The organism is Enterobacter sp. SA187, from assembly GCF_001888805.2.
In the GTDB taxonomy this organism is placed as follows: domain Bacteria; phylum Pseudomonadota; class Gammaproteobacteria; order Enterobacterales; family Enterobacteriaceae; genus Enterobacter_D.
In genome coordinates, this window is the sequence record NZ_CP019113.1 from 1,836,549 (window position 1) to 1,861,117 (window position 24,569).

Annotated in this window: 21 protein-coding genes and 1 pseudogene; 13 read left to right on the forward strand and 9 right to left on the reverse strand. The window is 57.9% G+C overall.

All coding sequences use genetic code 11. The features are described from left to right. Positions 1 to 48: 48 nt before the first annotated feature. A complete protein-coding gene (satP, locus tag BMF08_RS08785; RefSeq protein WP_072570473.1) occupies positions 49 to 615 on the reverse strand; it encodes an acetate uptake transporter in 567 nt (188 codons plus the stop codon). A gap of 299 nt (positions 616 to 914) precedes the next feature. On the opposite strand from satP, the gene dnaK reads away from it, so the two are divergent. From dnaK to nhaR, 4 genes are all read left to right on the forward strand, one after another. Further along, entirely contained in the window at positions 915 to 2,831 is a 1,917-nt protein-coding gene (gene dnaK / locus BMF08_RS08790) for a molecular chaperone DnaK (protein ID WP_072570474.1), read from the forward strand. Between the two features lie 84 nt (positions 2,832 to 2,915). Next, a complete protein-coding gene (gene dnaJ, locus BMF08_RS08795; RefSeq protein ID WP_072570475.1) occupies positions 2,916 to 4,052 on the forward strand; it encodes a molecular chaperone DnaJ in 1,137 nt (378 codons plus the stop codon). Positions 4,053 to 4,226: 174 nt separating this feature from the next. Continuing rightward, the gene (gene nhaA, locus BMF08_RS08800) at positions 4,227 to 5,390 is read left to right on the forward strand and encodes a Na+/H+ antiporter NhaA (RefSeq protein ID WP_072570476.1); all 1,164 of its coding nucleotides are present in this window, start codon (positions 4,227 to 4,229) and stop codon (positions 5,388 to 5,390) included. Between the two features lie 55 nt (positions 5,391 to 5,445). Next, complete coding sequence (gene nhaR / locus BMF08_RS08805; RefSeq protein ID WP_072570477.1) at positions 5,446 to 6,345, forward strand: transcriptional activator NhaR; 900 nt, start codon at positions 5,446 to 5,448, stop codon at positions 6,343 to 6,345. 49 nt (positions 6,346 to 6,394) lie between these two features. On the opposite strand, the gene rpsT is transcribed toward nhaR, so the two are convergent. Further along, the gene (gene rpsT, locus BMF08_RS08810) at positions 6,395 to 6,658 is read right to left on the reverse strand and encodes a 30S ribosomal protein S20 (RefSeq protein WP_002887965.1); all 264 of its coding nucleotides are present in this window, start codon (positions 6,656 to 6,658) and stop codon (positions 6,395 to 6,397) included. A 107-nt stretch (positions 6,659 to 6,765) separates the two neighbouring features. Here rpsT and BMF08_RS21340 point away from each other — a divergent pair. From BMF08_RS21340 to BMF08_RS08850, 8 genes and pseudogenes are all read left to right on the forward strand, one after another. Further along, positions 6,766 to 6,978 (forward strand): annotated as a pseudogene (locus BMF08_RS21340) (DUF2575 domain-containing protein); the annotation flags it as partial. A gap of 7 nt (positions 6,979 to 6,985) precedes the next feature. Further along, positions 6,986 to 7,924, forward strand: a complete 939-nt coding sequence (gene ribF, locus BMF08_RS08820; RefSeq protein ID WP_072570478.1) for a bifunctional riboflavin kinase/FAD synthetase — start codon at positions 6,986 to 6,988, stop codon at positions 7,922 to 7,924. Between the two features lie 37 nt (positions 7,925 to 7,961). Continuing rightward, on the forward strand, positions 7,962 to 10,778 hold the full coding sequence (gene ileS, locus BMF08_RS08825; RefSeq protein ID WP_072570479.1) for an isoleucine--tRNA ligase: 2,817 nt from the start codon (positions 7,962 to 7,964) through the stop codon (positions 10,776 to 10,778). Then, complete coding sequence (lspA, locus tag BMF08_RS08830; protein WP_072570480.1) at positions 10,778 to 11,275, forward strand: signal peptidase II; 498 nt, start codon at positions 10,778 to 10,780, stop codon at positions 11,273 to 11,275. Before ileS ends, lspA begins: the two co-directional genes overlap by 1 nt. Before the next feature lie 100 nt (positions 11,276 to 11,375). Then, positions 11,376 to 11,825 (forward strand): FKBP-type peptidyl-prolyl cis-trans isomerase, encoded by a 450-nt coding sequence (gene fkpB / locus BMF08_RS08835; protein ID WP_072570481.1) that lies wholly within the window; start codon positions 11,376 to 11,378, stop codon positions 11,823 to 11,825. Between the two features lies 1 nt (position 11,826). Further along, positions 11,827 to 12,777: a 4-hydroxy-3-methylbut-2-enyl diphosphate reductase gene (gene ispH, locus BMF08_RS08840; RefSeq protein ID WP_072570482.1), complete on the forward strand. Its 951-nt coding sequence runs from the start codon at positions 11,827 to 11,829 to the stop codon at positions 12,775 to 12,777. Positions 12,778 to 12,941: 164 nt separating this feature from the next. Further along, positions 12,942 to 13,487 carry a glucose-6-phosphate isomerase family protein gene (locus tag BMF08_RS08845; protein WP_072570483.1) on the forward strand — a complete coding sequence of 182 codons (546 nt, stop codon included), beginning with the start codon at positions 12,942 to 12,944 and terminating at the stop codon, positions 13,485 to 13,487. Then, the gene (locus BMF08_RS08850) at positions 13,480 to 14,262 is read left to right on the forward strand and encodes a glucose-6-phosphate isomerase family protein (protein WP_072570484.1); all 783 of its coding nucleotides are present in this window, start codon (positions 13,480 to 13,482) and stop codon (positions 14,260 to 14,262) included. The genes BMF08_RS08845 and BMF08_RS08850 overlap by 8 nt, the downstream gene beginning before the upstream one ends. A 40-nt stretch (positions 14,263 to 14,302) precedes the next feature. On the opposite strand, the gene BMF08_RS08855 is transcribed toward BMF08_RS08850, so the two are convergent. From BMF08_RS08855 to BMF08_RS08885, 7 genes are read right to left on the reverse strand one after another with little or no spacing between them, the layout of a single operon-like run. After that, positions 14,303 to 15,121 (reverse strand): PTS system mannose/fructose/sorbose family transporter subunit IID, encoded by an 819-nt coding sequence (locus BMF08_RS08855; protein ID WP_072570485.1) that lies wholly within the window; start codon positions 15,119 to 15,121, stop codon positions 14,303 to 14,305. Next, positions 15,121 to 15,915: a PTS mannose/fructose/sorbose/N-acetylgalactosamine transporter subunit IIC gene (locus BMF08_RS08860; RefSeq protein WP_072570486.1), complete on the reverse strand. Its 795-nt coding sequence runs from the start codon at positions 15,913 to 15,915 to the stop codon at positions 15,121 to 15,123. Before BMF08_RS08860 ends, BMF08_RS08855 begins: the two co-directional genes overlap by 1 nt. A gap of 9 nt (positions 15,916 to 15,924) precedes the next feature. Continuing rightward, positions 15,925 to 16,419, reverse strand: coding sequence for a PTS system mannose/fructose/N-acetylgalactosamine-transporter subunit IIB (locus BMF08_RS08865; protein WP_072570487.1), 495 nt, complete (start codon positions 16,417 to 16,419; stop codon positions 15,925 to 15,927). 11 nt (positions 16,420 to 16,430) lie between these two features. Continuing rightward, entirely contained in the window at positions 16,431 to 16,859 is a 429-nt protein-coding gene (locus tag BMF08_RS08870; protein ID WP_072570488.1) for a PTS sugar transporter subunit IIA, read from the reverse strand. A gap of 2 nt (positions 16,860 to 16,861) precedes the next feature. Continuing rightward, positions 16,862 to 18,598: a class I mannose-6-phosphate isomerase gene (locus tag BMF08_RS08875; protein WP_072570489.1), complete on the reverse strand. Its 1,737-nt coding sequence runs from the start codon at positions 18,596 to 18,598 to the stop codon at positions 16,862 to 16,864. After that, complete coding sequence (locus BMF08_RS08880; protein ID WP_072570491.1) at positions 18,595 to 21,246, reverse strand: glycoside hydrolase family 38 C-terminal domain-containing protein; 2,652 nt, start codon at positions 21,244 to 21,246, stop codon at positions 18,595 to 18,597. Before BMF08_RS08880 ends, BMF08_RS08875 begins: the two co-directional genes overlap by 4 nt. 4 nt (positions 21,247 to 21,250) lie before the next feature. After that, positions 21,251 to 23,215 (reverse strand): fructose-specific PTS transporter subunit EIIC, encoded by a 1,965-nt coding sequence (locus BMF08_RS08885; RefSeq protein ID WP_072570493.1) that lies wholly within the window; start codon positions 23,213 to 23,215, stop codon positions 21,251 to 21,253. Between the two features lie 213 nt (positions 23,216 to 23,428). Here BMF08_RS08885 and BMF08_RS08890 point away from each other — a divergent pair, with 213 nt between their 5' ends. After that, positions 23,429 to 24,436, forward strand: coding sequence for a LacI family DNA-binding transcriptional regulator (locus tag BMF08_RS08890; protein ID WP_072570495.1), 1,008 nt, complete (start codon positions 23,429 to 23,431; stop codon positions 24,434 to 24,436). The last annotated feature ends 133 nt before the right edge of the window (positions 24,437 to 24,569 follow it).

Genomic DNA, 24,569 nt, shown 5'->3' on the forward strand with positions numbered 1-24,569 from the left:
GGCAAAAAAAATGCAGAGCCAGGCTCTGCATTTTAATAAGCAGGGAGATTAGCGCTTTTCACCAATTGGCAGCACGGTGCGGCCAAATTGTTCGTTCAGGACTTCACCCATCGCCAGGTAAATGGCGCTTGCGCCGCAGACCAGGCCAATCCAGCCAGCAATATGCACAATGCTTTCGTTGTCCGCCAGGTGACCGGCGCACAGCAGGGCAAACAGCACGGTCAGGCTCAGGAATACGAACTGCAGCATGCGCGGGCCTTTCAGCGTACCGAAGAACATAAACAGGGTGAACACGCCCCAGATGCCCAGATACACGCCGAGGAAATGGCCGTCAGCCGCAGCCGCCAGACCCATTTTCGGCAGCAGCAGAATGGCGACCAGCGTCAGCCAGAAAGAGCCGTAAGAGGTAAAGGCGGTTAAACCAAAGGTATTGCCTTTTTTAAATTCCAGCAGACCTGCAAAAATCTGCGCGATACCGCCGTAGAAAATACCCATCGCCAGGATCACGCCATCCAGCGGGAACATACCAATATTGTGCAGGTTGAGCAGAATAGTGGTCATGCCGAAGCCCATTAAGCCCAGCGGTGCCGGATTAGCCAACTTAGTGTCGCCCATAAGTCCTCAAGGAAAAAATCATCATTAAAATGGTGAAAGTAAAAGCCCACGCCAGGGATAGAGGAGGCGGGGCGCGGCATCATAATGAGCGGCGGTCACGGTGTCTATGATCTGAACAGGGTGAAATTAAAAAATTTTTTAGCCGCCCCCCTTGATGCCTTCCTTTACGACCCCATCTTGTAGTCAACCGAAGTGAGTGGATCTGAAAAAAACACTCAGGGGGCAGTTGAAAGCCATTCATTTGCCCTTATTACAGATCCACAACCACATGATGACGAATTTTTAGTGGAGACGTTTAGATGGGTAAAATTATTGGTATCGACCTGGGTACAACCAACTCTTGTGTAGCGATTATGGACGGCACCACTGCACGTGTGCTGGAGAACGCCGAGGGCGATCGCACCACGCCTTCTATCATTGCTTATACTCAGGACGGTGAAACTCTCGTTGGTCAGCCGGCTAAACGTCAGGCCGTGACAAACCCGCAAAATACCCTTTTTGCGATTAAACGCCTGATCGGTCGCCGCTTCCAGGACGAAGAAGTTCAGCGTGACGTGTCCATCATGCCGTACAAAATCATTGCTGCCGATAACGGCGATGCCTGGCTTGATGTGAAAGGCACCAAAACCGCACCGCCGCAGATCTCTGCTGAAGTGCTGAAAAAAATGAAGAAAACGGCGGAAGATTATCTGGGCGAACCAGTAACTGAAGCGGTTATCACTGTTCCGGCTTACTTTAACGATGCGCAGCGTCAGGCGACCAAAGACGCCGGCCGTATCGCAGGCCTGGAAGTAAAACGTATCATCAACGAACCGACCGCTGCGGCGCTGGCTTACGGCCTCGACAAAGAAGTGGGCAACCGTACTATCGCGGTTTATGACCTGGGCGGCGGTACTTTCGATATCTCCATTATCGAAATCGACGAAGTTGACGGCGAAAAAACCTTCGAAGTTCTGGCAACCAACGGTGATACTCACCTCGGTGGTGAAGACTTTGACAGCCGTATGATCAACTACCTCGTTGAAGAATTTAAGAAAGACCAGGGCATCGACCTGCGCAATGACCCGCTGGCTATGCAGCGTCTGAAAGAAGCGGCAGAAAAAGCGAAAATCGAGCTGTCTTCCGCACAGCAGACCGACGTGAATCTGCCGTACATCACCGCAGACGCCACCGGTCCGAAACACATGAACATCAAAGTGACTCGCGCGAAACTGGAAAGCCTGGTCGAAGACCTGGTAAACCGTTCCATCGAGCCGCTGAAAGTGGCGCTGCAGGACGCTGGCCTGTCTGTTTCTGACATCAACGACGTTATTCTGGTCGGTGGTCAGACGCGTATGCCAATGGTTCAGAAGAAAGTGGCTGAGTTCTTCGGCAAAGAGCCGCGTAAAGACGTTAACCCGGACGAAGCAGTGGCAATCGGTGCCGCGGTTCAGGGCGGCGTGCTGACCGGTGAAGTGAAAGACGTTCTGCTGCTGGACGTTACCCCGCTGTCGCTGGGTATCGAAACCATGGGCGGCGTGATGACTCCGCTGATCAGCAAGAACACCACTATCCCGACCAAGCACAGCCAGGTGTTCTCGACGGCGGAAGATAACCAGTCTGCGGTAACTATCCACGTGATTCAGGGTGAGCGTAAACGCGCTTCTGATAACAAATCACTGGGTCAGTTCAACCTCGACGGTATCAACCCGGCGCCGCGCGGTATGCCGCAGATCGAAGTGACCTTCGACATCGATGCCGACGGTATCCTGCACGTTTCCGCGAAAGACAAAAACAGCGGCAAAGAGCAGAAAATCACCATCAAGGCGTCTTCTGGTCTGAACGAAGAAGAAATCCAGAAAATGGTGCGCGATGCTGAAGCGAACGCGGAATCTGACCGTAAGTTCGAAGAGCTGGTACAGACCCGCAACCAGGGCGACCATCTGCTGCACAGCACCCGTAAGCAGGTTGAAGAAGCAGGCGATCAGCTGCCGGCTGACGACAAAACCGCTATCGAGTCTGCGCTGAGCGCGCTGGAAACTTCTCTGAAAGGCGAAGATAAAGCCGACATCGAAGCGAAAATGCAGGCGCTGGCCCAGGCTTCTCAGAAGCTGATGGAAATCGCTCAGCAGCAGCATGCACAGCAGCAGGCGGGCGGTGCTGACGCTTCTGCGAACCATGGCAAAGATGACGACGTTGTCGACGCTGAGTTCGAAGAAGTTAAAGACAAAAAATAATCGCCCTTTGAACGGGTAAATACTGGCACGGGCGAAGAGGTTTCCTCTCCGCCCGTGCACGCATGTGAGGGGCAGAAAAAAAAGATGGCAAAGCAAGATTATTACGAGATTTTAGGCGTTTCCAAATCAGCGGAAGAGCGTGAAATCAAAAAGGCGTACAAACGCCTGGCCATGAAATTTCACCCGGACCGCAACCAGGGCGATAAAGAGGCCGAAGCCAAATTCAAAGAAATTAAAGAAGCCTACGAAGTCCTCACTGATGCCCAGAAACGTGCCGCTTACGACCAGTACGGCCATGCTGCGTTTGAACAGGGCGGCATGGGTGGCGGCGGTGGTTTTGGCGGCGGCGGAGCCGACTTCAGCGATATTTTCGGCGACGTGTTTGGCGATATTTTCGGTGGTGGTCGCGGGCGTCAACGGGCGTCGCGTGGGGCTGACTTACGTTACAACATGGAGCTGACGCTCGAAGAAGCCGTGCGTGGCGTTACCAAAGAGATCCGCATTCCGACGCTGGAAGAGTGTGACGTTTGCCACGGCAGCGGCGCGAAAGTGGGGACGCAACCGCAGACCTGTCCGACTTGTCATGGTTCCGGTCAGGTACAAATGCGCCAGGGCTTCTTTGCCGTGCAGCAGGCGTGTCCGCACTGTCAGGGCCGCGGTTCGATCATTAAAGATCCGTGCAACAAATGTCACGGTCATGGCCGCGTAGAGAAGAGCAAAACCCTGTCGGTTAAAATCCCGGCGGGTGTTGATACCGGCGACCGTATCCGTTTGTCCGGCGAAGGTGAAGCAGGGGAGCACGGCGCACCGGCAGGGGATCTGTACGTTCAGGTGCAGGTGAAACAGCACCCGATCTTCGAACGTGAAGGCAATAACCTGTACTGCGAAGTGCCGATCAACTTTGCGATGGCAGCGCTTGGCGGCGAAATCGAAGTGCCGACGCTGGATGGCCGCGTGAAGCTGAAAGTGCCTCATGAAACGCAGACCGGTAAACTGTTCCGTATGCGCGGCAAGGGCGTGAAATCCGTGCGCGGCGGCGCGCAGGGCGACCTGTTATGCCGCGTGGTGGTGGAAACCCCGGTGGGCCTGAACGAGAAGCAGAAACAGCTGCTGAAAGATCTGCAGGACAGCTTTGGTGGGCCGACGGGCGAACACAACAGCCCGCGCTCCAAAAGCTTCTTCGACGGCGTGAAAAAGTTCTTTGACGATCTGACCCGTTAATCCGAAGACGGCTGTCTTTGCACAAAACCGATACCTTTTACCGGGTATCGGTTTTTTTATTGCTTCAATACTCGGGAAAACTGAGTTATTAGTCAGTGATAATCTGCTTTTATCGAACCTTCATTCTCTTTAAGATGGCCCCACATGTGCTTCGTTGTCGGAGAGAAAAGAATAATGAAGGTCTTACATCGTTTTATTAACAGCGACGCCTCTGGTGGCGTTACGCTGATCGTTGCTGCCCTGCTGGCGATGATTATGGCGAACCTCGACGCGACCAGCGGCCTGTATCGTGATTTTCTCAGCATCCCGGTGGAGTTAACCGTTGGATCCCTTGAGATCCATAAAGATATGCTGCTGTGGATCAATGACGCCCTGATGGCCGTCTTCTTCCTGGCCATTGGCCTGGAAGTGAAAAGCGAACTGGTGCAGGGATCGCTGGCGACGCGCCAGCAGGCCGCTTTTCCGGTCATCGCCGCTTTAGGCGGTATGGTCCTTCCAGCGCTTATCTACCTGCTGTTTAACGTTCACGATCCCATTGCCCGTCACGGCTGGGCGATCCCTACCGCCACCGATATTGCCTTTGCCCTGGGCGTGCTGGCGTTACTGGGGAACCGCATTCCGGTGGCGCTGAAGATTTTCCTGATGGCGCTGGCGATTATCGATGACCTGGGCGCGATCCTGATCATCGCACTGTTCTACACCAGCCAGCTGTCGATGCTGTCGCTGGGCGTGGCGGCCGCGGCGATAGTGGTGCTGGCGCTGCTCAATGCCCTGAACGTGCGGCGGACGGGGATTTATATTCTCGTGGGACTGGTGCTGTGGACGGCGGTGCTGAAGTCCGGCGTGCACGCGACTATCGCCGGGGTGATCATCGGCTTCTTTATCCCGCTGAAGGAAAAAGACGGCGTCTCACCGGCAAAAAATCTGGAGCACGTGCTGAGCCCCTGGGTGAGCTGGCTGATCCTGCCGCTGTTTGCCTTTGCCAATGCGGGCGTTTCGCTTCAGGGGATCACGCCGACCAGCCTGGCCTCCATGCTGCCGCTGGGTATTATTGCCGGTCTGTTTATCGGTAAGCCGCTCGGTATTACCCTCTTTACCTGGCTTGCGCTGCGCCTGAAGCTGGCGAAACTGCCGCACGGCACGGCGTTCAACCAGATTATGGCCGTGGGCGTGCTGTGCGGGATTGGCTTCACCATGTCTATCTTTATCACCACGCTGGCCTTTGCCGAGCTGGAGCCGGAGCTGGTGGGTCTGGCGAAGCTGGGGATCCTGCTCGGGTCGTTGGTCTCCGCCGTGGTGGGCTACGTCCTGCTGCGCTCGCGGTTAAAGCCCGTATAACTGACAAATGCAGGCTGCCCTGAGCAGCCTGCGCTGTCACGGGCAGGAGAAGGTTATGGCGCATATTAACTACAACCATCTGTACTACTTCTGGCAGGTCTATCAGCAGGGTTCGGTGGTCGGGGCGGCCGAGGTGCTGCACCTGACACCGCAGACCATCACCGGCCAGATCAAGGCGCTGGAAGATCGTTTACAGGGCAAGCTGTTTAAGCGTAAAGGCCGTGGCCTTGAACCCAGCGAGCTGGGGGAACTGGTTTTCCGCTACGCCGATAAGATGTTCACCCTCAGCCAGGAAATGCTTGATATCGTTAACTACCGTAAAGAGTCTAACCTGCTGTTTGATGTGGGCGTGGCGGATGCGCTGTCGAAACGGCTGGTCAGCGGCGTACTGGACGCGGCGGTGGTGGAAGATGAGCAAATTCATCTGCGCTGTTTTGAATCCACCCATGAAATGCTGCTGGAGCAGCTCAGCCAGCACAAGCTGGATATGATCATCTCGGACTGCCCGATCGATTCCACGCAGGAAGCGGGGCTGTTCTCGGTGAAGATTGGCGAGTGCGGCGTCAGCTTCTGGTGTCTTAACCCGCCGCCTGCCAGGCCTTTTCCAGGCTGCCTTGAAGAACGCCGGTTATTAATTCCCGGCCGTCGCTCGATGCTCGGGCGTAAGCTGCTCAACTGGTTTAGTTCTCAGGGGCTGGAGGTGGAAATCCTGGGGGAGTTTGATGATGCGGCGCTGATGAAAGCCTTTGGCGCGGCGCATAACGCTATTTTTGTCGCCCCGACGCTTTACGCCCAGGACTTCTATGCCGACGAGCGCATGATTGAGATAGGGCGGGTGGAGAACATCATGGAGGAGTATCACGCGATTTTTGCCGAGCGCATGATCCAGCATCCTGCCGTGCAGCGTATCTGTAACCGGGACTACTCGACGCTCTTTACTTTACCGCAGACGTAAAAAAACCCGCCTGAGCGGGTTTCTTCAACAAAGTACAACAAGCGGGCGATTAAGCCAGTTTGTTGATCTGCGCGGTCAGGTTAGCCTTATGACGCGCTGCTTTGTTTTTGTGGATCAGACCTTTAGCGGCCTGACGATCCACGATCGGTTGCATTTCGTTAAATGCTTTCTGCGCAGCTGCTTTGTCGCCAGCTTCAATCGCTGCGTATACTTTCTTGATGAAAGTACGCATCATAGAGCGACGGCTTGCGTTGTGCTTGCGTGCCTTTTCAGACTGAACGGCGCGCTTCTTAGCTGATTTGATATTAGCCAAGGTCCAACTCCCAAATATGATCTATGTGGACAATTCAAAGGCCGAGGAATATGCCCTCTTAGCCTTCTTTTGTCAATGGATTTGTGCAAATAAGCGCCGCTGCGTAGCGACACTCGTTACGTGTGATGGCGCAGGATTCTACCAGCAAGCCGCGCGTAGATACAGCTTTTCCGCCATAAAAATCACAGGCAAGGGGCAGTTTTTTCGCAGGCCTGACATAAGCACAATGAAATCAACACAGCTTTCTGTTTACGAAGGCCAATCGCCGGTTAACCTTGAACGCTGTACAAGGTATACTCTGCCGATTTCCCCGTTTTTGAGCCAGACATGAAGCTGATACGCGGCATACATAATCTCAGCCAGGCCCCGCGCGGGTGTGTGCTGACTATTGGTAATTTCGACGGCGTGCATCGTGGTCATCAGGCCCTGATCGAGGGGCTGCGTGAAGAAGGCCGCGCACGTGGTTTACCGGTTGTGGTGATGATTTTTGAGCCGCAGCCGCTGGAGCTGTTCGCGGGCGATAAAGCGCCCGCCCGCCTGACGCGCCTGCGTGACAAGCTGCGTTATCTGGCCGAATGCGGCGTGGATTACGTGCTGTGCGTGCGCTTCGACAGGCGCTTTGCCGCGCTGACGGCGCAAAACTTCGTCAGTGATTTGCTGGTCGACCGCCTCGGCGTGCAGTTCCTCGCCGTGGGGGATGATTTCCGCTATGGCGCTGGTCGTCAGGGCGATTTCTTGTTATTACAGAAGGCCGGGCTGGAGTATGGTTTTGACGTCACCAGCACGCAAACCTTCTGTCAGGATGGTGTACGCGTCAGCAGCACGGCGGTGCGTCAGGCGCTGGCGAACGATGACATCGCGCTGGCGGAAAGCCTGTTAGGCCATCCTTTTACAATTTCCGGGCGCGTGGTGCATGGCGATGCGCTGGGCCGCACCATCGGCTTCCCGACGGCGAATATCCCGCTGCGCCGCCAGGTCTCCCCGGTTAAAGGGGTATATGCCGTTGAAGTAACGGGGTTGGGCGATAAACCCCTGCCGGGCGTGGCCAATATCGGTACGCGCCCCACGGTGGCGGGCGTGCGCCAACAACTGGAAGTGCATCTGTTAGACGTTGTAATGGACCTCTACGGACGCCATATAGATGTCATACTGCGGAAAAAAATTCGCAGTGAGCAGCGATTTGCCTCGCTGGATGAACTCAAAGCGCAAATTGCGCGAGATGAATTAACCGCCCGCGAGTTTTTAGGGCTACAAAACCCGGCGTAACGCCAACATACGTTTTAAATACGGAACTGAGAATCTGATGAGTGACTATAAATCTACCCTGAATTTGCCGGAAACAGGGTTCCCGATGCGTGGCGATCTCGCCAAACGCGAGCCGGGAATGCTGGCGCGCTGGACCGATGATGATCTGTACGGCATCATCCGTGCGGCGAAAAAAGGCAAAAAAACCTTCATTCTGCATGATGGCCCTCCCTATGCGAATGGCAGCATTCATATTGGTCACTCGGTTAACAAGATTCTGAAAGACATTATCGTGAAGTCCAAAGGACTCGCGGGCTATGATTCGCCTTATGTTCCGGGCTGGGACTGCCACGGTCTGCCGATCGAGCTGAAAGTGGAGCAGGAATTCGGTAAGCCGGGCGAGAAGTTCACCGCCGCAGAATTCCGCGCCAAGTGCCGCGAATACGCCGCAAGCCAGGTTAACGGTCAGCGTGAAGACTTTATCCGTCTGGGCGTGCTGGGCGACTGGTCGCACCCGTACCTGACCATGGACTTCAAAACCGAAGCCAACATCATCCGCGCGCTGGGTAAAATCATCGGTAACGGCCACCTGTTAAAAGGCGCAAAACCGGTACACTGGTGCGTTGACTGCCGCTCTGCGCTGGCAGAAGCGGAAGTGGAGTATTACGACAAAACTTCTCCGTCCATTGACGTGGCCTTCCAGGCTGTCGATCAGGACGCGGTAAAAGCCAAATTCGGCCTGCCAGGCGTAGCTGGCCCGATCTCGCTGGTGATCTGGACCACCACCCCGTGGACGCTGCCTGCTAACCGCGCGATCTCCCTGTCGCCGGAGTTTGATTACGCGCTGGTGCAGATTGACGGCCAGGCGCTGATCCTCGCCAAAGATCTGGTCGAGAGCGTGATGAAACGCATCGGCGTGGCCGATTACAGCGTACTGGGCACCGTGAACGGCGCAGAACTTGAGCAGCTGCGTTTTGCCCATCCGTTTATGGGCTTTGACGTGCCGGCTATTCTTGGCGATCACGTCACCCTCGATGCGGGTACCGGCGCGGTACATACCGCTGGCGGCCACGGTCCTGACGACTACACCATCAGCCAGAAATACGGTCTGGAAATCGCCAACCCGGTTGGCCCGGACGGCACCTATCTGGCGGGCACTTACCCGACGCTGGACGGCCTGAACGTTTTCAAAGCCAACGACACCATCGTTGAGCTGCTGCGTGAAAAAGGCGCGCTGCTGCACGTCGAAAAAATGCAGCACAGCTATCCGTGCTGCTGGCGTCATAAAACGCCGATCATCTTCCGTGCCACCCCGCAGTGGTTTATCAGCATGGATCAAAAAGGCCTGCGCACGCAGTCGCTGTCTGAGATCAAAGGCGTGCAGTGGATCCCGGACTGGGGCCAGGCGCGTATCGAATCCATGGTCGCAAACCGTCCTGACTGGTGTATCTCCCGCCAGCGTACCTGGGGCGTGCCGATGTCGCTGTTCGTGCATAAAGATACCGAAGAGCTGCACCCGCGCACCCTGGAACTGATGGAAGAAGTGGCGAAACGTGTTGAAGTTGACGGCATCCAGGCCTGGTGGGATCTCGATGCGAAAGAGATCATGGGCGATGACGCTGACAACTACGTGAAAGTGCCGGATACGCTGGACGTGTGGTTCGATTCCGGATCCACGCACTCCTCCGTTGTGGATGTGCGTCCGGAGTTTGCCGGTCACGCGGCGGATATGTATCTGGAAGGCTCCGACCAGCATCGCGGCTGGTTCATGTCCTCTCTGATGATCTCCACCGCCATGAAAGGCAAAGCGCCGTATCGCCAGGTACTGACCCACGGTTTCACCGTTGATGGTCAGGGCCGTAAGATGTCCAAATCTATCGGCAATACTGTCAGCCCGCAGGATGTGATGAACAAACTCGGCGCGGATATTCTGCGTCTGTGGGTGGCGTCTACCGATTACACCGGCGAAATGGCGGTGTCTGACGAGATCCTCAAACGCGCTGCCGACAGCTATCGTCGTATCCGTAACACCGCGCGCTTCCTGCTGGCGAACCTGAACGGGTTCAATCCGGCCACCGACATGGTGAAACCGGAAGAGATGGTGGTGCTGGATCGCTGGGCGGTAGGCTGCGCGCAGGCGGCGCAGGACGATATTGTTAAAGCGTATGAGTCTTACGATTTCCACGAAGTGGTACAGCGCCTGATGCGCTTCTGCTCCGTTGAAATGGGCTCGTTCTACCTCGACATCATCAAAGATCGCCAGTACACCGCGAAAGCGGACAGTGTGGCCCGTCGCAGCTGCCAGACCGCGCTGTACCACATTGCCGAAGCGCTGGTGCGCTGGATGGCGCCGATCATGTCCTTCACCGCCGATGAAATCTGGGGCTACCTGCCGGGCGATCGCGAAAAATACGTCTTCACCGGCGAATGGTACCAGGGCCTGTTTGGTCTGGCGGAAACCGAAGCCATGAACGACGCGTTCTGGAGCGAGCTGCTGAAAGTGCGCGGCGAAGTGAACAAGGTGATCGAGCAGGCGCGTGCTGATAAAAAAGTCGGCGGTTCGCTGGAAGCGGCAGTCACCCTGTACGCAGAACCTGAACTGGCGGCTAAACTGACGGCGCTGGGCGATGAATTACGATTTGTCCTGTTGACCTCCGGGGCCGCGGTTGCCGATTATGCAACCGCGTCCGACGACGCCCAACAGAGCGAACTGCTCAAGGGACTGAAAGTGTCGCTCAGCAAAGCCGAAGGCGAAAAATGCCCGCGTTGCTGGCATTACACGACCGACGTCGGCAAGGTGGCGGAACACGCAGATATCTGCGGACGCTGTGTCAGCAACATCGCCGGTGACGGCGAAAAACGTAAGTTCGCCTGATGAGTAAACCGATCTTTTCAACAGGGCTGCGCTGGTTGTGGCTGGTAGTGGTCGTGCTGATTATCGATTTGGGCAGTAAATTCCTGATCCTCCAGAACTTTGCTCTGGGGGATACGGTATCGCTGTTCCCGTCGCTTAATCTGCATTATGCGCGTAACTATGGCGCGGCGTTCAGTTTCCTCGCCGACAGCGGCGGCTGGCAGCGCTGGTTCTTTGCCGGTATCGCCCTTGGCATTTGCGTGATCCTCATGGTCATGATGTATCGCGCAAAGGCGTCACAGAAGCTGAACAACATCGCCTATGCGCTGATCATTGGCGGCGCGCTGGGTAATCTGTTCGACCGTTTGTGGCACGGTTTTGTGGTCGACATGATCGATTTCTACGTCGGCAACTGGCATTTCGCGACCTTTAATCTGGCCGATACGGCCATTTGCATTGGCGCGGCGCTGATCGTGCTGGAAGGATTTTTGCCTTCCCGCGCGAAAAAACTCGCATAACCAATCGCCGGGCGGCGCTACGCTTGCACCGGCCTACGATCCCTGTAGGCCCGGTAAGCGAAGCGCCACCGGGCAACAAAATTTAAATAGAGCAACCTGCATGTCTGAATCGATACAGAGCAACAGCGCAGTACTGGTGCACTTCACCTTAAAGCTTGAAGATGGCTCCACTGCGGAATCCACCCGTAACAACGGCAAACCCGCGCTGTTTCGTCTGGGCGACGGGTCGCTCTCCGAAGGGCTGGAACAGCATCTGCTGGGGCTGAAAGCGGGCGATAAAAAAGCCTTCTCGCTGGAGCCGGATGCGGCTTTCGGGGTCGTCAGCCCCGATCTGATCCAGTATTTCTCCCGTCGTGAGTTTATGGACGCGGGCGAGCCGGAAATCGGCGCAATCATGTTATTTACCGCAATGGATGGCAGCGAAATGCCCGGCGTGATCCGCGAAATTAACGGCGAATCCATTACCGTTGATTTCAACCATCCGCTGGCGAACCAGACCGTCCATTTTGATATTGAAGTGCTGGAAGTCGATCCGGTACTGGAGGCATAACATGCAGATCCTGTTGGCTAACCCGCGCGGTTTCTGCGCTGGCGTAGACCGCGCTATCAGCATTGTTGAAAACGCGCTGGCGATTTACGGCGCGCCGATTTATGTGCGTCATGAAGTGGTGCATAACCGTTACGTGGTGGACAGCCTGCGCGAGCGCGGGGCGATTTTTATCGAGCAGATCAGCGAAGTGCCGGACGGCGCGATCCTGATTTTCTCGGCGCACGGCGTTTCGCAGGCGGTACGTAACGAAGCGAAAAGCCGCGATCTGACCGTCTTTGACGCCACCTGCCCGCTGGTCACTAAAGTGCATATGGAAGTGGCGCGCGCCAGCCGCCGCGGCGAAGAGTCCATTCTGATTGGTCACGCGGGCCATCCGGAAGTGGAAGGCACCATGGGCCAGTACAGCAACCCGAAAGGCGGCATGTACCTGGTGGAATCCCCGGACGACGTCTTCACGCTGAACGTCAAAGACGAAAGCAAACTGTCGTTTATGACCCAGACCACGCTCTCGGTGGACGATACCTCTGAGGTGATCGACGCCCTGCGCGTGCGTTTCCCGAAAATCGTCGGGCCGCGCAAAGACGATATCTGTTACGCCACCACTAACCGGCAGGAAGCGGTGCGCGCCCTGGCGGAGCAGGCGGACGTGGTGCTGGTGGTGGGGTCGAAAAACTCCTCCAACTCCAACCGTCTGGCAGAGCTGGCACAGCGCATGGGTAAAGCGGCGTACCTCATTGACGATGCCGACGACATTCAGGAGGCCTGGGTCGCCAGCGCCGCCTGTGTGGGCGTCACCGCAGGCGCTTCCGCGCCGGATATTCTGGTGCAGAACGTCATCAAACGCTTACAGGCGCTGGGCGGCGGCGAAGCCATTCCGCTGGAAGGCCGTGAAGAGAATATCGTTTTTGAAGTGCCGAAAGAGCTGCGGGTCGACGTGAAAGAAGTTCACTAACGCAGAGGTTACGCATAAAACGCCAATGCCAGCCGGTGAAAACCCGCTGGCATTTTTATTTAACGCCCCTGTGATCCCTGCATCAAAATGCGCAGCCTTCACATTAAGTTAATCGATTAACCTGTTACTGTTATTGGGTTGTTCTCCTCGGGCCGGAGATAACCATGAAACCTTCTTTAGCTCTGCCGCCGCAGGTGGCATGGGCCAGCGGCGCATTAGCCAATGGCTCGCGCATCCGTAAATCGACCTGCCTTCACCAGCTGGAGGGCGTATTCGCCGATACGCTCGCCTTCCATCAATGCGATCCACACCAGTGCGTCTATGACGTGGAGATGTTTGACTCCCCGACCGCCGACGGGGCGCTTTACGTTGGCGTCACTCACCTCTACCCCGGCAAAGTAGGCGATGAATACTTCATGACGCGGGGTCATTTTCACCAGCGCCGCGAGCAGGGCGAAGTCTATTTCGGGCTGCGCGGCAGCGGCTTACTACTGCTGCAAAATGAACAGGGGGAGGCGCGGCTGGAGAAGGTCATGCCTGGATCCGTACACATCATTCCCGGTTTTACCGCCCATCGTCTGATCAATACCGGCAACGAAACCCTCTCGGCGCTGGCGGTCTGGCCGTGCAGCGCCGGACACGATTACGCCGCGCTCAGCAGCGGTTTTGCGCTGCGCATCACCGAAGAAAGCGAGGTGCGCCATGGCTGAGCAACCTTTTGATTGCGGTCTGGATATGACTGTCCATCGTCAGCCGCTGGGGTTCAGCTATGGCGGAGAGGTCATCGGCCCGCTGGCGGAGATCCGCACGCTCGATCAGATCCGCGCTTCGCTGCGCGATCCATACTGTCGCGGCCCGAATGAGGTGTACGCCATTGCGATGGATGTGGCGCGCATTCAGGATCGCGACGAGCTGAAAAAACGCATGCTGCTGTTCGGCGTGGTAACCTATGCCGCCGGGCAACTGGGCGACGAGCCGGTACGCAGCCAGGGGCACGTACACCGCATCAGCCAGCACAGCGGCTGGTCGCCGCCGGAGCTGTACGAGATCTGGCAGGGCAGGGCGATTATCTATATGCAGGAGTATGTGGCTGACGATCCGGGGCGCTGCTTCGCGGTGATCGCCGGTCCCGGCGAAAAAGTGCTGGTGCCGCCAGGCTGGGGACACGCCACCATCTCCGCCAGCCCGGATGAACCCTTAACCTTCGGCGCATGGTGCGATCGGGAATACGGCTTCGAGTACGACGCCGTGCGGGCGCACAAAGGGCTGGCGTGGTATCCGCTGTTACAGGAAAAACAGATTATCTGGCAGCATAATCCGCACTACGCGCCGGGGCGCTTACAGGCGATCACCCCCCGACGCTACAGCGAATTCGGCATTACTGCCGCGCCGCTCTATCAGCAGTTTATTGACGATCCGGCGCGCTTCCAGTTTATCTCCCGCCCCGATAAAGCCGCAGATCGGTGGCTGGATTTTCATCCTTGATAAAACCCCGGCCGGGTGAGCTGGCGTCACCCGGCAAACCTTATCCCGCGAATACCCCGCTCACGACGCCTGCGGCGGCAAGCGCCAGCAACAGCAGCATCGCTTTGACCGGCGACACGCCGCGTTTCGCCATCAGGTACCAGGTGCCGAGCACCACGACGAGCGGCAAAAGTTGCGGGAAAATACCGTCCAGCATCTGCTGCACATGAATATTCACCCCGTCCTTAGTGATAAACTCAAGCCCGGTGCCGAGCTTAACGTAGCTTGCCGCCACGCCGCCCATCACGAAGACACCCAGCAGCGACAGCGCTTCCCGCAGGCGGGTAGATTTACTGCTCACCAGCATCTCCACCGAGCCGGATCCCATTTTGTAGCCTTTCAGAAACAGGAACCATGAACCGGGAATGATGATCGCCAGCCAGGCGACGGCATAAAACAGCGGCCCGAGGGCGCTGCCGCCCGCCGCCAGCGCCATGCCGATACTGAGCAGGATCGGGATCAGCATCCCGGGGATCATCGAATCGCCAATGCCCGCCACCGGCCCCATCAGACCCACCTTCAGCGTGTTGATCATGTCACCGTCAATGGGTTCGCCGTTAGCTTTTTTCTCCTCCAGCCCCAGCACCATGCCGTTCACAATGGCTCCTAGCTGCGGCTCGGTGTTATAAAAAGACGCATGACGGCGCAGCATTTCCTGGCGTTCGGCGGCATCCGGATAAAGCTTTTTCGCCACCGGCAGCATACTCAGGCAGAAGCCGAAGGATTCCAGACGCTCAAAACTCATGGATGACAGATTGTGCATCATCCACGCCCGCCAGCAGCGGCGCAGATCGGTTCGGGTAAGGGTGCGATTGTCCATCAGAATTCATCCTCATCATCGACCGGCGCGGTCGCCACAGGCTGCGCGGGTTCCGGTTTGTAGTTGTAGTGGATCAGCGCCAGCAGCGCGCCGACGATCACCAGCGCGACCATATTGAGTTTTAAAAAGACGATGCAGACGAAGCCGACCAGAAAGTAGATCAGCATGCTGTAGTTTTTGATGATCTGCTTAAGCAGAATGGCGATCCCCACCGCAGGCAGAATGCCGCCCAGCACGTTCATGCTGGAAAGCACCACTTTCGGCAGGCTGTCCATAAAGGCGCTGATGTACTGCGCACCGAAGTAGACGGCAATAAAAGTCGGCACGAAGCGTAAAACAAAGTTGGTCGCCTGCGGCCAGATGGCGCTGTTAAGCCACAGACCACGCTCGTCGCCGCGCTCCAGCGCCACATCCGCCCGGTGATTCCAGAACGAATTCAGCACCATCATGGCGTTAAACAAAATGGTTCCGGCGATGCCGATGGTCGCCGCCAGCGCCACCGCCACTTCCGGCCCCTGCCCGGAAAGAATGCCGAGCGCAATCGCCGGATAAGCCACAAAATTCAGATCGGCGGGCATCGAGCCGCCCGGCGTCACCATGGCGATATATACCGCCTGCACCGCCACGCCGATGATAATCCCGGTTTTCATGTCCCCCAGGATCAGCCCCACCAGCATCCCGGATACCAGCGGCCGGGTGATCAGATACCAGCCGCCGGTTAAGCCCAGCAGCCAGGGGCTGCTCAGCGCGCCCAGGTAGCACAGCAGGCCAATCAGTATCGCGTCGATAAACATACAACCCCCTTATTTCAGTTTCTGCCGCGCGTCCTGCCAGCGGTAGCTGTTGGCATCCGGCACCAGACGAAACTCAATCAGATGCCCGTGCGCGGCCAGCCAGTCAAAGGCGGCAATCTCTTCGGCGTTAACCGACTGGTTTGGGCCGATGGTAGTGGTATCCGCGCGGGCGCTCATCGGCCCGACGTTGATTTTGCCGTTGGCGTTTTGCAGGTTGATCCCGGCCTGCGCCAGGCGTTGCAGCGTGACCGGCGATTTACCGATCACGAAATACTGCTTTTCACTGGCGATGACCTTCGGCAGTTTTTCAATCGCCGTGGCGGTATCGAACAGCCACACCTTGATGTCCTGAACCGCGCCTTTCATCACCGACGAAAGCAGCGGATCGGCCGCGACGGCATCATCAATGGCGATAATGCCATCGCAGGGCAGCTCTTTGGCCCAGCGCGTGACGAGCTGCCCGTGAATGACGCGATCGTCAATACGCACAAAAGAAAGACTCATAGCAGGCTCCTTTAAAAATCATCGGATGGTTCATCAGTAACAGGGACGGCTTTGACGAGCGTCGGCAACGTCAGCGCCAGCAATCGATCCGCCGCACGGTGGACATCGGTAAAATCGCCGATCTCATCGCTTTGCAGCAGCATGGGAAAATTCACCCCGGCCAGTACCGCCACCGGCGGCGTGGTCTGCGGGGAGAAGGCATACTGGCAGGCGACATTCCACGGCGTGCCGCTTTGCAGATCGCACAGCACCAGCACGCCGTCGGCGTTCTCACTTGCGCGGGCCAGCTCGCGGGCGAAATCACGCTTAAAGCCGTCAATACCCGCCTGCTCGCTGAGCGTAACGCTGGAAACCTGAGGCAGCTCGCCGTACACCATACGGCTGCTGATAAGCAGCGCCTCCGCCAGCGGACCGTGCGTGGCAATAATCACGTTGATCATCTTTACCCCCTTACCCAGGCTTTGAGCGTGGCGCATTGTTGCCCGTCGCCGCAGGGCGAAATGCGGTACTCGCCCACGGCGGCGGGAATAATGAAGGTTTCGGCATAATGCACCACGAAGGGCGCAAAGGCCCCGTCCGGGCTGTCAACCAGCGCTTCTGTGCCCTCCACCAGATTGAGCACGTTAACGCCGCCCTCTGTGTGATGCATGACCGGCGCGGTAAACCAGTGGCGGCGGGTTTCGATAAATTCCCGTTCATGCAGCCCGGTACGCTCTTCGCGCCAGCTTTCGCCTTCGGCGACCGTCTCAATGCGGTTTACCAGATTGTCGTGCACCCACGCGGTATCGCGCTGCCAGTCAATCACCTGTGCGCCGTGATGGAGATGCACCGGGCGCGGCAGGCCGTCCATCCCCACGCGATCCCAGTCCCATAGCTTGAAGGTGAAAATGTAGGGCGTGGCGCTGACCTCCAGTACCATGGTTCCCGCGCCGGAGCAGTGCACCGTGCCCGCCGGGATCAGGAAGTGATCGTGCTTGCGCGCCGGGATCTGATTCACAAAGCGGCCGTCGTCAAAGCGCTTTTCTCCCCGGCTGGCGGCGTGCAGATCCTCCAGCATCGCCTGCGGATCGATGCCGGTTTTGGTGCCGAGATACACCACCGCCTCCGGCGTCGCGTCCAGAATGTAGTAACTCTCATCCTGGGTGTAATGCATACCAAACTGCTGTTGAATGTATTCCGTCAGCGGATGCACCTGCAGGCTCAGATTCTGGCCGCCGATGGTGTCGAGAAAATCAAAACGGATCGGGAACTCCGCGCCAAAACGGGCGTGGACTTTCTCACCTAACAGCGCGCGGGGTTGCAGCAGCACCAGATCCTGAGCGGGGATCTCGATCCGCACATCGCCAAACCGTAGCAACAGGCTGTTTTCCTCGGGCACGCAGTCAAAACACCAGGCATAGTTTGGTTTTGTGGGATCGAGATCGAATTGCTGTTTCATCCACTGGCCGCCCCACACGCCAGGGTCGAAAAAGGGCATCACGCGAAACGGTTGTTGCACGGTTTGCGCCAGCCCGGCGCGAAGCGCCTCGCCGCTGATGAGCGCAGGCGTATCGCCAGCGGTAGTGTCGAGCAGATAATCGGCACGTTTGAGCAGCGGCGTTTTGTGGCGGTCAAACACCCGCCATTCGATAAAAAAGGCGCGCTTGTAGCGGCGCAGAATATCCTCATCGGCGTTATCCACGCCCCAGTTACTCAGTTCGCCGCTGCGCATCCGCTGCTGAATTTCCCAGCGCGGCAGATCGGCGTACACCAGCACATCGCCCGGATGCACCAGCGCCGCGCCCGGGCCATAGATCACCGTCAGCCCGTCGCTGGCCTCGCTCACCTGCTGGCGCAGCGCCCGGAGTTTGTCCTCATCAAAGAACTCCACAAGCTGGTGGCAGGAGAGCACGCCGAACACCCGGTCGTCCGTAAGATGGCGCGCCAGCAGATGATGCAGGTCCTGCGCATCCCGGCGGGCGTGCTCAACGTTAATCACCCGCGTGGCCCCGAGCGCGGGCAGCATCCTTTCTTCCAGCTCGCGCAATCGCACGCCGGGATAGCAATCGATCACCAGCACGCTGCCCGGCTGAGCGCGTGCGTTCAGCACTTCGGCGATTGAATTCCAGCCGGACCACGCCTGGTGGTCATAGCCGTGCACGTACACTTCCGGGGACTTCTCATAGGTTGAGCCAGTCATTGCAGATCTCCTGTAACAATTGCCAGCGTCAGGTAATCGCCGGGGGCGATTAGCGCGTCATCGCGCAGTGCCGTGCGCCGGGCTTCGTTTAACGACAACTGATAAATCCGGCTGCCCGGTGGGACGATAAGCGGACAGCGTTCCGGCTGCGGCATGGGGTTAAACAGCCGCACCAGGATTTCACCGTCGCGCGTACCGGGGCGGCACATGCTGAGGAACAAGCGCGGATTGCCGCAGGCGATTAGCTGTGACTCTGGCGGCAGGCCGTACGGGGCAATGGGCAGCGTGAAGCGCTCCAGGCGCTCCTCAAAGGTATTAAGTTTTTGCACCTGATAGGTGAGGTAATGCTCGCGGTAATCCCTGCAGGCGCTGAAAATCGCCGCCGCATCCTGCGGGCCATCCAGCAGCAGCGCATAGTCGAATGCCATTTCCTGCAACATCTGCGCGTCCGGCGTTTCGACGACTTTGTTATTGATGCCGGACGCCCGGCCAGGCCGCCACAGGGTATCGTCTTTACCGAGCAGGCCAACGCTGCGGAACAGCGTCAGCGCCAGGGTATCGCTCCCCGGCAGCACCTCGTACTCTTTGATGCCTTTGGTTATCACGCCGAAACAGTGCTGTTCATCCTGCAGATAAACCACGTTTTCCAGCGTGTAGATGGGCATCGGTTTTTCCACAAAGCCCAGCTCGCGCCACTGTGCAACGTAAGGGTTCACCGTCTCGCGGCGAATAATACTGAAGCCCTGATCGGCAAAGGAATAGTTGGGCTGTTCCACCGGCGTTTTCAGGTGTACCCGCAGGCGGTGCTCGGTGGCGGCGTTGATCAGCTGATGATGCACGCGCACAAAACCTTCGCCGTCGCGCAGCTCAAGCGTAGTGGCGATGGCCATTTTCTGGCGGGCGATCCCTGTCTGCCGTTCCGCCATATTCGCGGGCAGCATGAGGGAGGATCGCAGCGTCAGGCGCGACACCTGCGCGCTGCTTTCACAGGTCACAACGTGGAATTCCCGGCAGGTGAGCGGCTGCTCGTCCGCCAGCGGCGCGAAGTCGAATTCATCGCCGTCATCACCGCAATCGACAAAGGTTAAGAAATCTTCCACGCGCTGGCCGGTCTGTTTGTTCTCCAGCGTCAGCACGCCGGAGGCGAGGCTGATACGGTAGCGGGCGTTTTCAATTACCGGCAGGTCGCGCCGCACCAGACGGGCACAGGATTGCTGCTCCTCCACCCGTAACGTCTGATAGCCGAGGCCCGGCAGCGACGGCGGGCGAAAGAGGATCTCACTGCGGTAGTAGTCGGCCACCGGTTCGAGTTTTTCGCCCGCGGCGGTGACGATCACCACCTGGCCGCCGGAGAGTTTTTGCTGTTGCAGCAGGGTGCTCTCCACCGCCACGCCGTTCTGCGTCAGGGTAAAATCGGGTTGTTGGGTGAAGATCACCGCGCGGGCAAGCGGGGACAGCGGACTGATGTCGCAGTTAAACACCACCAGCAGACGCTCATCCGCCTGCTGGCGGGCGATCTGATAGCTGATTTTCTTCTTCAGCACGTTAAGCAGGCTCAGCGCCGAGCGCTCGACGCTGATCAACCGGTTTTTAATGTTCTGATTCACCGCATCGGCGTTGGTGGCCTCAATGCCATTGTGCGCGTGTGCGGCGAACAGCGTTTTCCACATGCTGTCGATAACCGGCTGCGGGTACGTCACGCCGAGGTGCGAGGCAACCGCCATCAGCGGCTCCAGCTGATCGAGCAGAAGATGCTCCGTCTGCCAGGTCTGGCGTTTGATGTCGTAGCGCGTGGAGTGGCAGGTACGGTGGATACGCGATTTCTGACAGGCCACCAGTTCACCGTCAATAACGTTACTGAACGGCGCGCCCGCCCAGGCGTCACGCAGATAACTTTCGTAATCGGTCATATGAAAGTGATAGGGCGTGTCCAGTTCATTCAGCGCCTTCACCGTCTGTGGGAACTGCGCGTTCGCCAGCACCTGATCGCCACCGGCTGGCAGCAGCAGTTTGTCGGTGCTGCGGTTAAGATCGGTTAAACGGTCGAGGATCGGCAGCAGCCGGTGCTCTACATAATCCGCCTCGGTGGATAAAAATTTCCCCGGCCCGTAGCCGAAATAGAGGCAACAGGCAGGCAATGTTTTCTGATTCGGCGCGCGCCAGAGGAAATTCAGATCGCCGTTAAGCTGATCGGTATACACGCCGCGCTGCAATACCGCGTAGTCGATCCCCAGATCGCCGAAAATCGCCGATAAATACGCATGCTGGCCGAAAATATCCGGCAGATAGCCGACGTTCATACTGTGACCAAAGCGCTGCGCCGTGGCGATGCCGTACTGCAAATTGCGGATCAGGGATTCGGTGCGGATCAGCAGGGAATCACACTGCGTATACCAGGGGCCGACGAACAGCCGCCGCTGGCTGATGAGCGCCTCCAGCCGCGGGGCGTTTTCCGGGCGCACCTGTAAATATTCGTCCAGCACCACCGCCAGCCCGTCAAAGGTGAAGGAGGGGAATGTTGGATCGCGCTCCAGCAGGTCGATCAGATAATCCATATTCTCTATCAGCAGAATATGGGAGTCCTCGCAGGTGAAATACCACTCCGCATCCCAGTGGCAGTGCGCCACCACATAAACCTCTTTTTTCATCGTTTTATCTCAGCTGTTCAATATGCATTTTGCCGGCGCGGATCAGCGCGTAGCGCACGAAGACGTTGGCCAGGGCGATAAAGCTAATGCCCGCCGCCATGCCGCACAGGTAGGCGGGCAGGTTCTGCACCAGCGGCCAGCCCCAGATGGCGGGCAGCGGATACCACTGCACCGATCCCAGGGTGATGGCCGTCAGCGCGCCGATCACCGCGCCGGTGATATTGATGGAAATGGTGATCAGCGGATTTTTCAGCATGAAGGGGATCGCCCCTTCGCCGATGGCAAGGAAACCCAGGATCAATGAGGTGGTGCCGGTGATGCGCTGGTTTTCATCAAACACGCGCTGGCGAACGATCATGCGGTCGATCAGCGTCGCCAGCCCGATGCCGATGGGCGGGATCACGATCCCCAGCACACGGGCGGTAAGGGGATAGATATGGTCGGCGGCAAGGCCGATGGCGATCGCTCCGGCGGATTTGTTGACCGGCCCGCCGAGATCAAAGGCGGTGAGGGAGGCGATGATCGCCGCCAGCATCAATGTGCTGCCGCTGCCGTGCGCCACGATCATCTGCTGCAACCACTGGTTAATGCCGCCAAATACCGGATCGACAAAGCTGTAGTTGATAAAGAAAATCGCCAGCGCAGAGAGGCCGGGCACGATCAGCATGGGCTTCATCGCCTGTAAATGTTTGTGCAGGCGGATATGGGTATTCAGATAGTCCGCAAGGAAACCGGCGATCATGCCGAGGATCAGCGCGCCGAGAAAGCCCGACGGAATGCCGCCGCTCACCGACCAGAAAGTGTAATGCAGGCCACCGGCAAAGGCGCCGCCGATAAAACCCGGCACCAGACCGGGGCGGTCGGCGATGCTGTAGGCCATGTACGCGGCGAAGACCGGATACATAAACTTCATGATCATGTTGCCGTATTGCGTCAGGAAATGGCAGAGCACCAGCGCGGTGCTATCGCTCTTTGCATAGCTGGCGCTGCCGATATCCGTCACCCCCAGCAGGCTGGCGGTTAACTGGCCGACGCCGATCATCAGCCCTGCGGCGACGATCACCGGGATCATGTATGAAATACCGCTGGATATTCCCTGATACAGACGGGCGAGAAAGGATTTCTCCCGCGTGCGCGACTCGCTGCTGTCGCCGTCAGCGCTGACAATGCCGTCCGGCTGGCGCAGCAGACGGTCGATCAGGCCGTCCGCGTCTTTCAGCGGTTCTGACACTGAAGTGGCGATATAGGGCTTGCCGTTAAAACGCGCTTTGCCTTTTGGCGGCAGGGTGGCGGCGAAAATCACTCCGGCGGCAGCGGCGATCTGCGCGTCCGTGACTTCATCCTCGGTACCGTTGGCACCCTGTTTTTCGCTCCACACCTGAATGCCCCGCGCCGCGCCCGCTTTTTCCAGCGCTTCCGCCGCCATATAGGTATGTGCGATGCCCGCCGGGCAGGAGGTGATAACAATCAGGCTTTGCCCGCCGGCAGTCACCGGCGTGCTGGCGCGGGAAGCGTTGGTGTCATCCAGCAGCGTAAGAAAATCCTCCACTGTGGCCGCCGCTTTCAGCGCCGCCACCCGCTGCTCATCCATCAGCGACAGGCTGAGGGTGGAGAGCAGGCGCAGATGTCCGGCGTCATCGCCGAAGGGCACCGCCAGCAAAAAGATCAGCTCCACCTGATCTTCACCGTCCATGGTGGGCCAGTCGCGCACCGGCTGCGTAACGCGCGCCACCGCAAAGGCGGGGCGGGCGACCACGGCAGATTTGCCGTGAGGAATGGCAACGCCCTGTTCAAAGCCGGTTTCCGACAGCGTCTCCCGCTGCCAGACCGCCTCCAGAAACGCCGCCTTATCGCTGACTTTGCCTTCGTCATACAGGCGCTGGCAAAGCTGATCCAGAATGGTCGCGCGATCGCGCCACGGCTGATCCAGCAGGATCAAGCGTTCAGATGTGATGCTGCGTAGTGACATAACCCCTCCCCATAAATGACATCCGTGCCTGCTGCGCGGGTGGTTTTTAATCAGGTTAATCGATTAACTTTAAAAATGAAGGCTGGTTAACGCGATTAACCCGGCAGAATCCACATTAAGACACCGGTTACCGCCAGGAATGTGAGGGCTATCACCGGACAAAAGCCTCTGCTATGGTTATTCGATTAACCTTCACAGGATGAGGAGCAGGCAATGGCGACGATCACGCTGGCGCAGGTGGCGGCAAGGGCAGGGGTATCAACGGCGACCGTGTCAATGGTGCTGCGTAACCGCGGGCGTATTTCCCCGTCCACGCGGCAGCGGGTGCTGAAAGCGCTGGATGAGTCCGGCTATGTCTATAACCAGACGGCGGCCAACCTGCGTAACCGCAGCAGTAATCAGGTCGGACTGCTGCTGCACGACATCACCAATCCCTTTTATGGCGAAATGACCGCAGGCTTAAGTCACGAAATGGAGCGCCACGATCTGCTGCTGTTTCTGGCGAACAGCGAGGAGTCCGGCGAGCGGCAGCAAAAATTTGTCGATTCCCTGATGCGCAATAACGCCTGCGGCATGGTGCTGTGCGCCGCACGGGAAACGCCGTCGTCATTCTTTGACGCCCTTAAGCGCCGTAACATTCCGGCGATCATGGTGGTGCGACCGGCAAGCGATCCGCAGTTTGATTTTGTCGGCACCGATAATTTTCTTGGCACGCAAATGGCGACCCGCCACCTGCTCAGCCTCGGGCACCGGCATATCGCCTTTATCGGCGGCAGCGCCAGCTCCGGCACCCGGGCGCAGCGCATCGGCGGTTTTACCAGCACGCTGCTTGAGAAGGGCATTTCGCCGGAACCGGCCTGGCTGGTGACCTCGCAGGCCAGCCAGAGCGATGGCGCGCGCGTGGCGCAGGCGCTGCTGACGCAGTACCCGCAGATCACCGCAGCGGTCTGCTATCAGGATATTGTGGCCCTCGGCGTGATGCAGGCGCTGCGAAAAATGGGCCGCGAAGTGGGGCGTGACTTTGCGCTGGTGGGCTTTGACGATATTACTGAAGCCGCGCTGGTGCAGCCCGCGCTCACCACCGTATCGGTGGCGGCGAAAGAGATTGGCCGTAAAGCCGGGGAGCTGCTGTACAGTCGCATTCAGGGCAATAATGAGCCGCCCCAGCGCATTATTTTACCGCCCGCGCTGGTGGTCAGGGAGTCCTGCGGCTTTCGCTGATCATCATGCCTTTTACTGATATTTTTCGGCGTATATCATTAAATTCTAATATCGACGTTTTTGGCTGGTCGCCCCGCGCGGGGCTGGTTACTCTGAAAACGTTTTTTCAGCATTTCATTAACAAAAGAGTACA

Excerpts from the sequence above, each read along its gene's own strand:
- satP (WP_072570473.1), bottom strand. The coding sequence starts at position 615 with ATGGGCGACACTAAGTTGGCTAATCCGGCACCGCTGGGCTTAATGGGC.
- dnaK (WP_072570474.1), top strand. The coding sequence starts at position 915 with ATGGGTAAAATTATTGGTATCGACCTGGGTACAACCAACTCTTGTGTA.
- dnaJ (WP_072570475.1), top strand. The coding sequence starts at position 2,916 with ATGGCAAAGCAAGATTATTACGAGATTTTAGGCGTTTCCAAATCAGCG.
- nhaA (WP_072570476.1), top strand. The coding sequence starts at position 4,227 with ATGAAGGTCTTACATCGTTTTATTAACAGCGACGCCTCTGGTGGCGTT.
- nhaR (WP_072570477.1), top strand. The coding sequence starts at position 5,446 with ATGGCGCATATTAACTACAACCATCTGTACTACTTCTGGCAGGTCTAT.
- ribF (WP_072570478.1), top strand. The coding sequence starts at position 6,986 with ATGAAGCTGATACGCGGCATACATAATCTCAGCCAGGCCCCGCGCGGG.
- ileS (WP_072570479.1), top strand. The coding sequence starts at position 7,962 with ATGAGTGACTATAAATCTACCCTGAATTTGCCGGAAACAGGGTTCCCG.
- lspA (WP_072570480.1), top strand. The coding sequence starts at position 10,778 with ATGAGTAAACCGATCTTTTCAACAGGGCTGCGCTGGTTGTGGCTGGTA.
- fkpB (WP_072570481.1), top strand. The coding sequence starts at position 11,376 with ATGTCTGAATCGATACAGAGCAACAGCGCAGTACTGGTGCACTTCACC.
- ispH (WP_072570482.1), top strand. The coding sequence starts at position 11,827 with ATGCAGATCCTGTTGGCTAACCCGCGCGGTTTCTGCGCTGGCGTAGAC.
- BMF08_RS08845 (WP_072570483.1), top strand. The coding sequence starts at position 12,942 with ATGAAACCTTCTTTAGCTCTGCCGCCGCAGGTGGCATGGGCCAGCGGC.
- BMF08_RS08850 (WP_072570484.1), top strand. The coding sequence starts at position 13,480 with ATGGCTGAGCAACCTTTTGATTGCGGTCTGGATATGACTGTCCATCGT.
- BMF08_RS08855 (WP_072570485.1), bottom strand. The coding sequence starts at position 15,121 with ATGGACAATCGCACCCTTACCCGAACCGATCTGCGCCGCTGCTGGCGG.
- BMF08_RS08860 (WP_072570486.1), bottom strand. The coding sequence starts at position 15,915 with ATGTTTATCGACGCGATACTGATTGGCCTGCTGTGCTACCTGGGCGCG.
- BMF08_RS08865 (WP_072570487.1), bottom strand. The coding sequence starts at position 16,419 with ATGAGTCTTTCTTTTGTGCGTATTGACGATCGCGTCATTCACGGGCAG.
- BMF08_RS08870 (WP_072570488.1), bottom strand. The coding sequence starts at position 16,859 with ATGATCAACGTGATTATTGCCACGCACGGTCCGCTGGCGGAGGCGCTG.
- BMF08_RS08875 (WP_072570489.1), bottom strand. The coding sequence starts at position 18,598 with ATGACTGGCTCAACCTATGAGAAGTCCCCGGAAGTGTACGTGCACGGC.
- BMF08_RS08880 (WP_072570491.1), bottom strand. The coding sequence starts at position 21,246 with ATGAAAAAAGAGGTTTATGTGGTGGCGCACTGCCACTGGGATGCGGAG.
- BMF08_RS08885 (WP_072570493.1), bottom strand. The coding sequence starts at position 23,215 with ATGTCACTACGCAGCATCACATCTGAACGCTTGATCCTGCTGGATCAG.
- BMF08_RS08890 (WP_072570495.1), top strand. The coding sequence starts at position 23,429 with ATGGCGACGATCACGCTGGCGCAGGTGGCGGCAAGGGCAGGGGTATCA.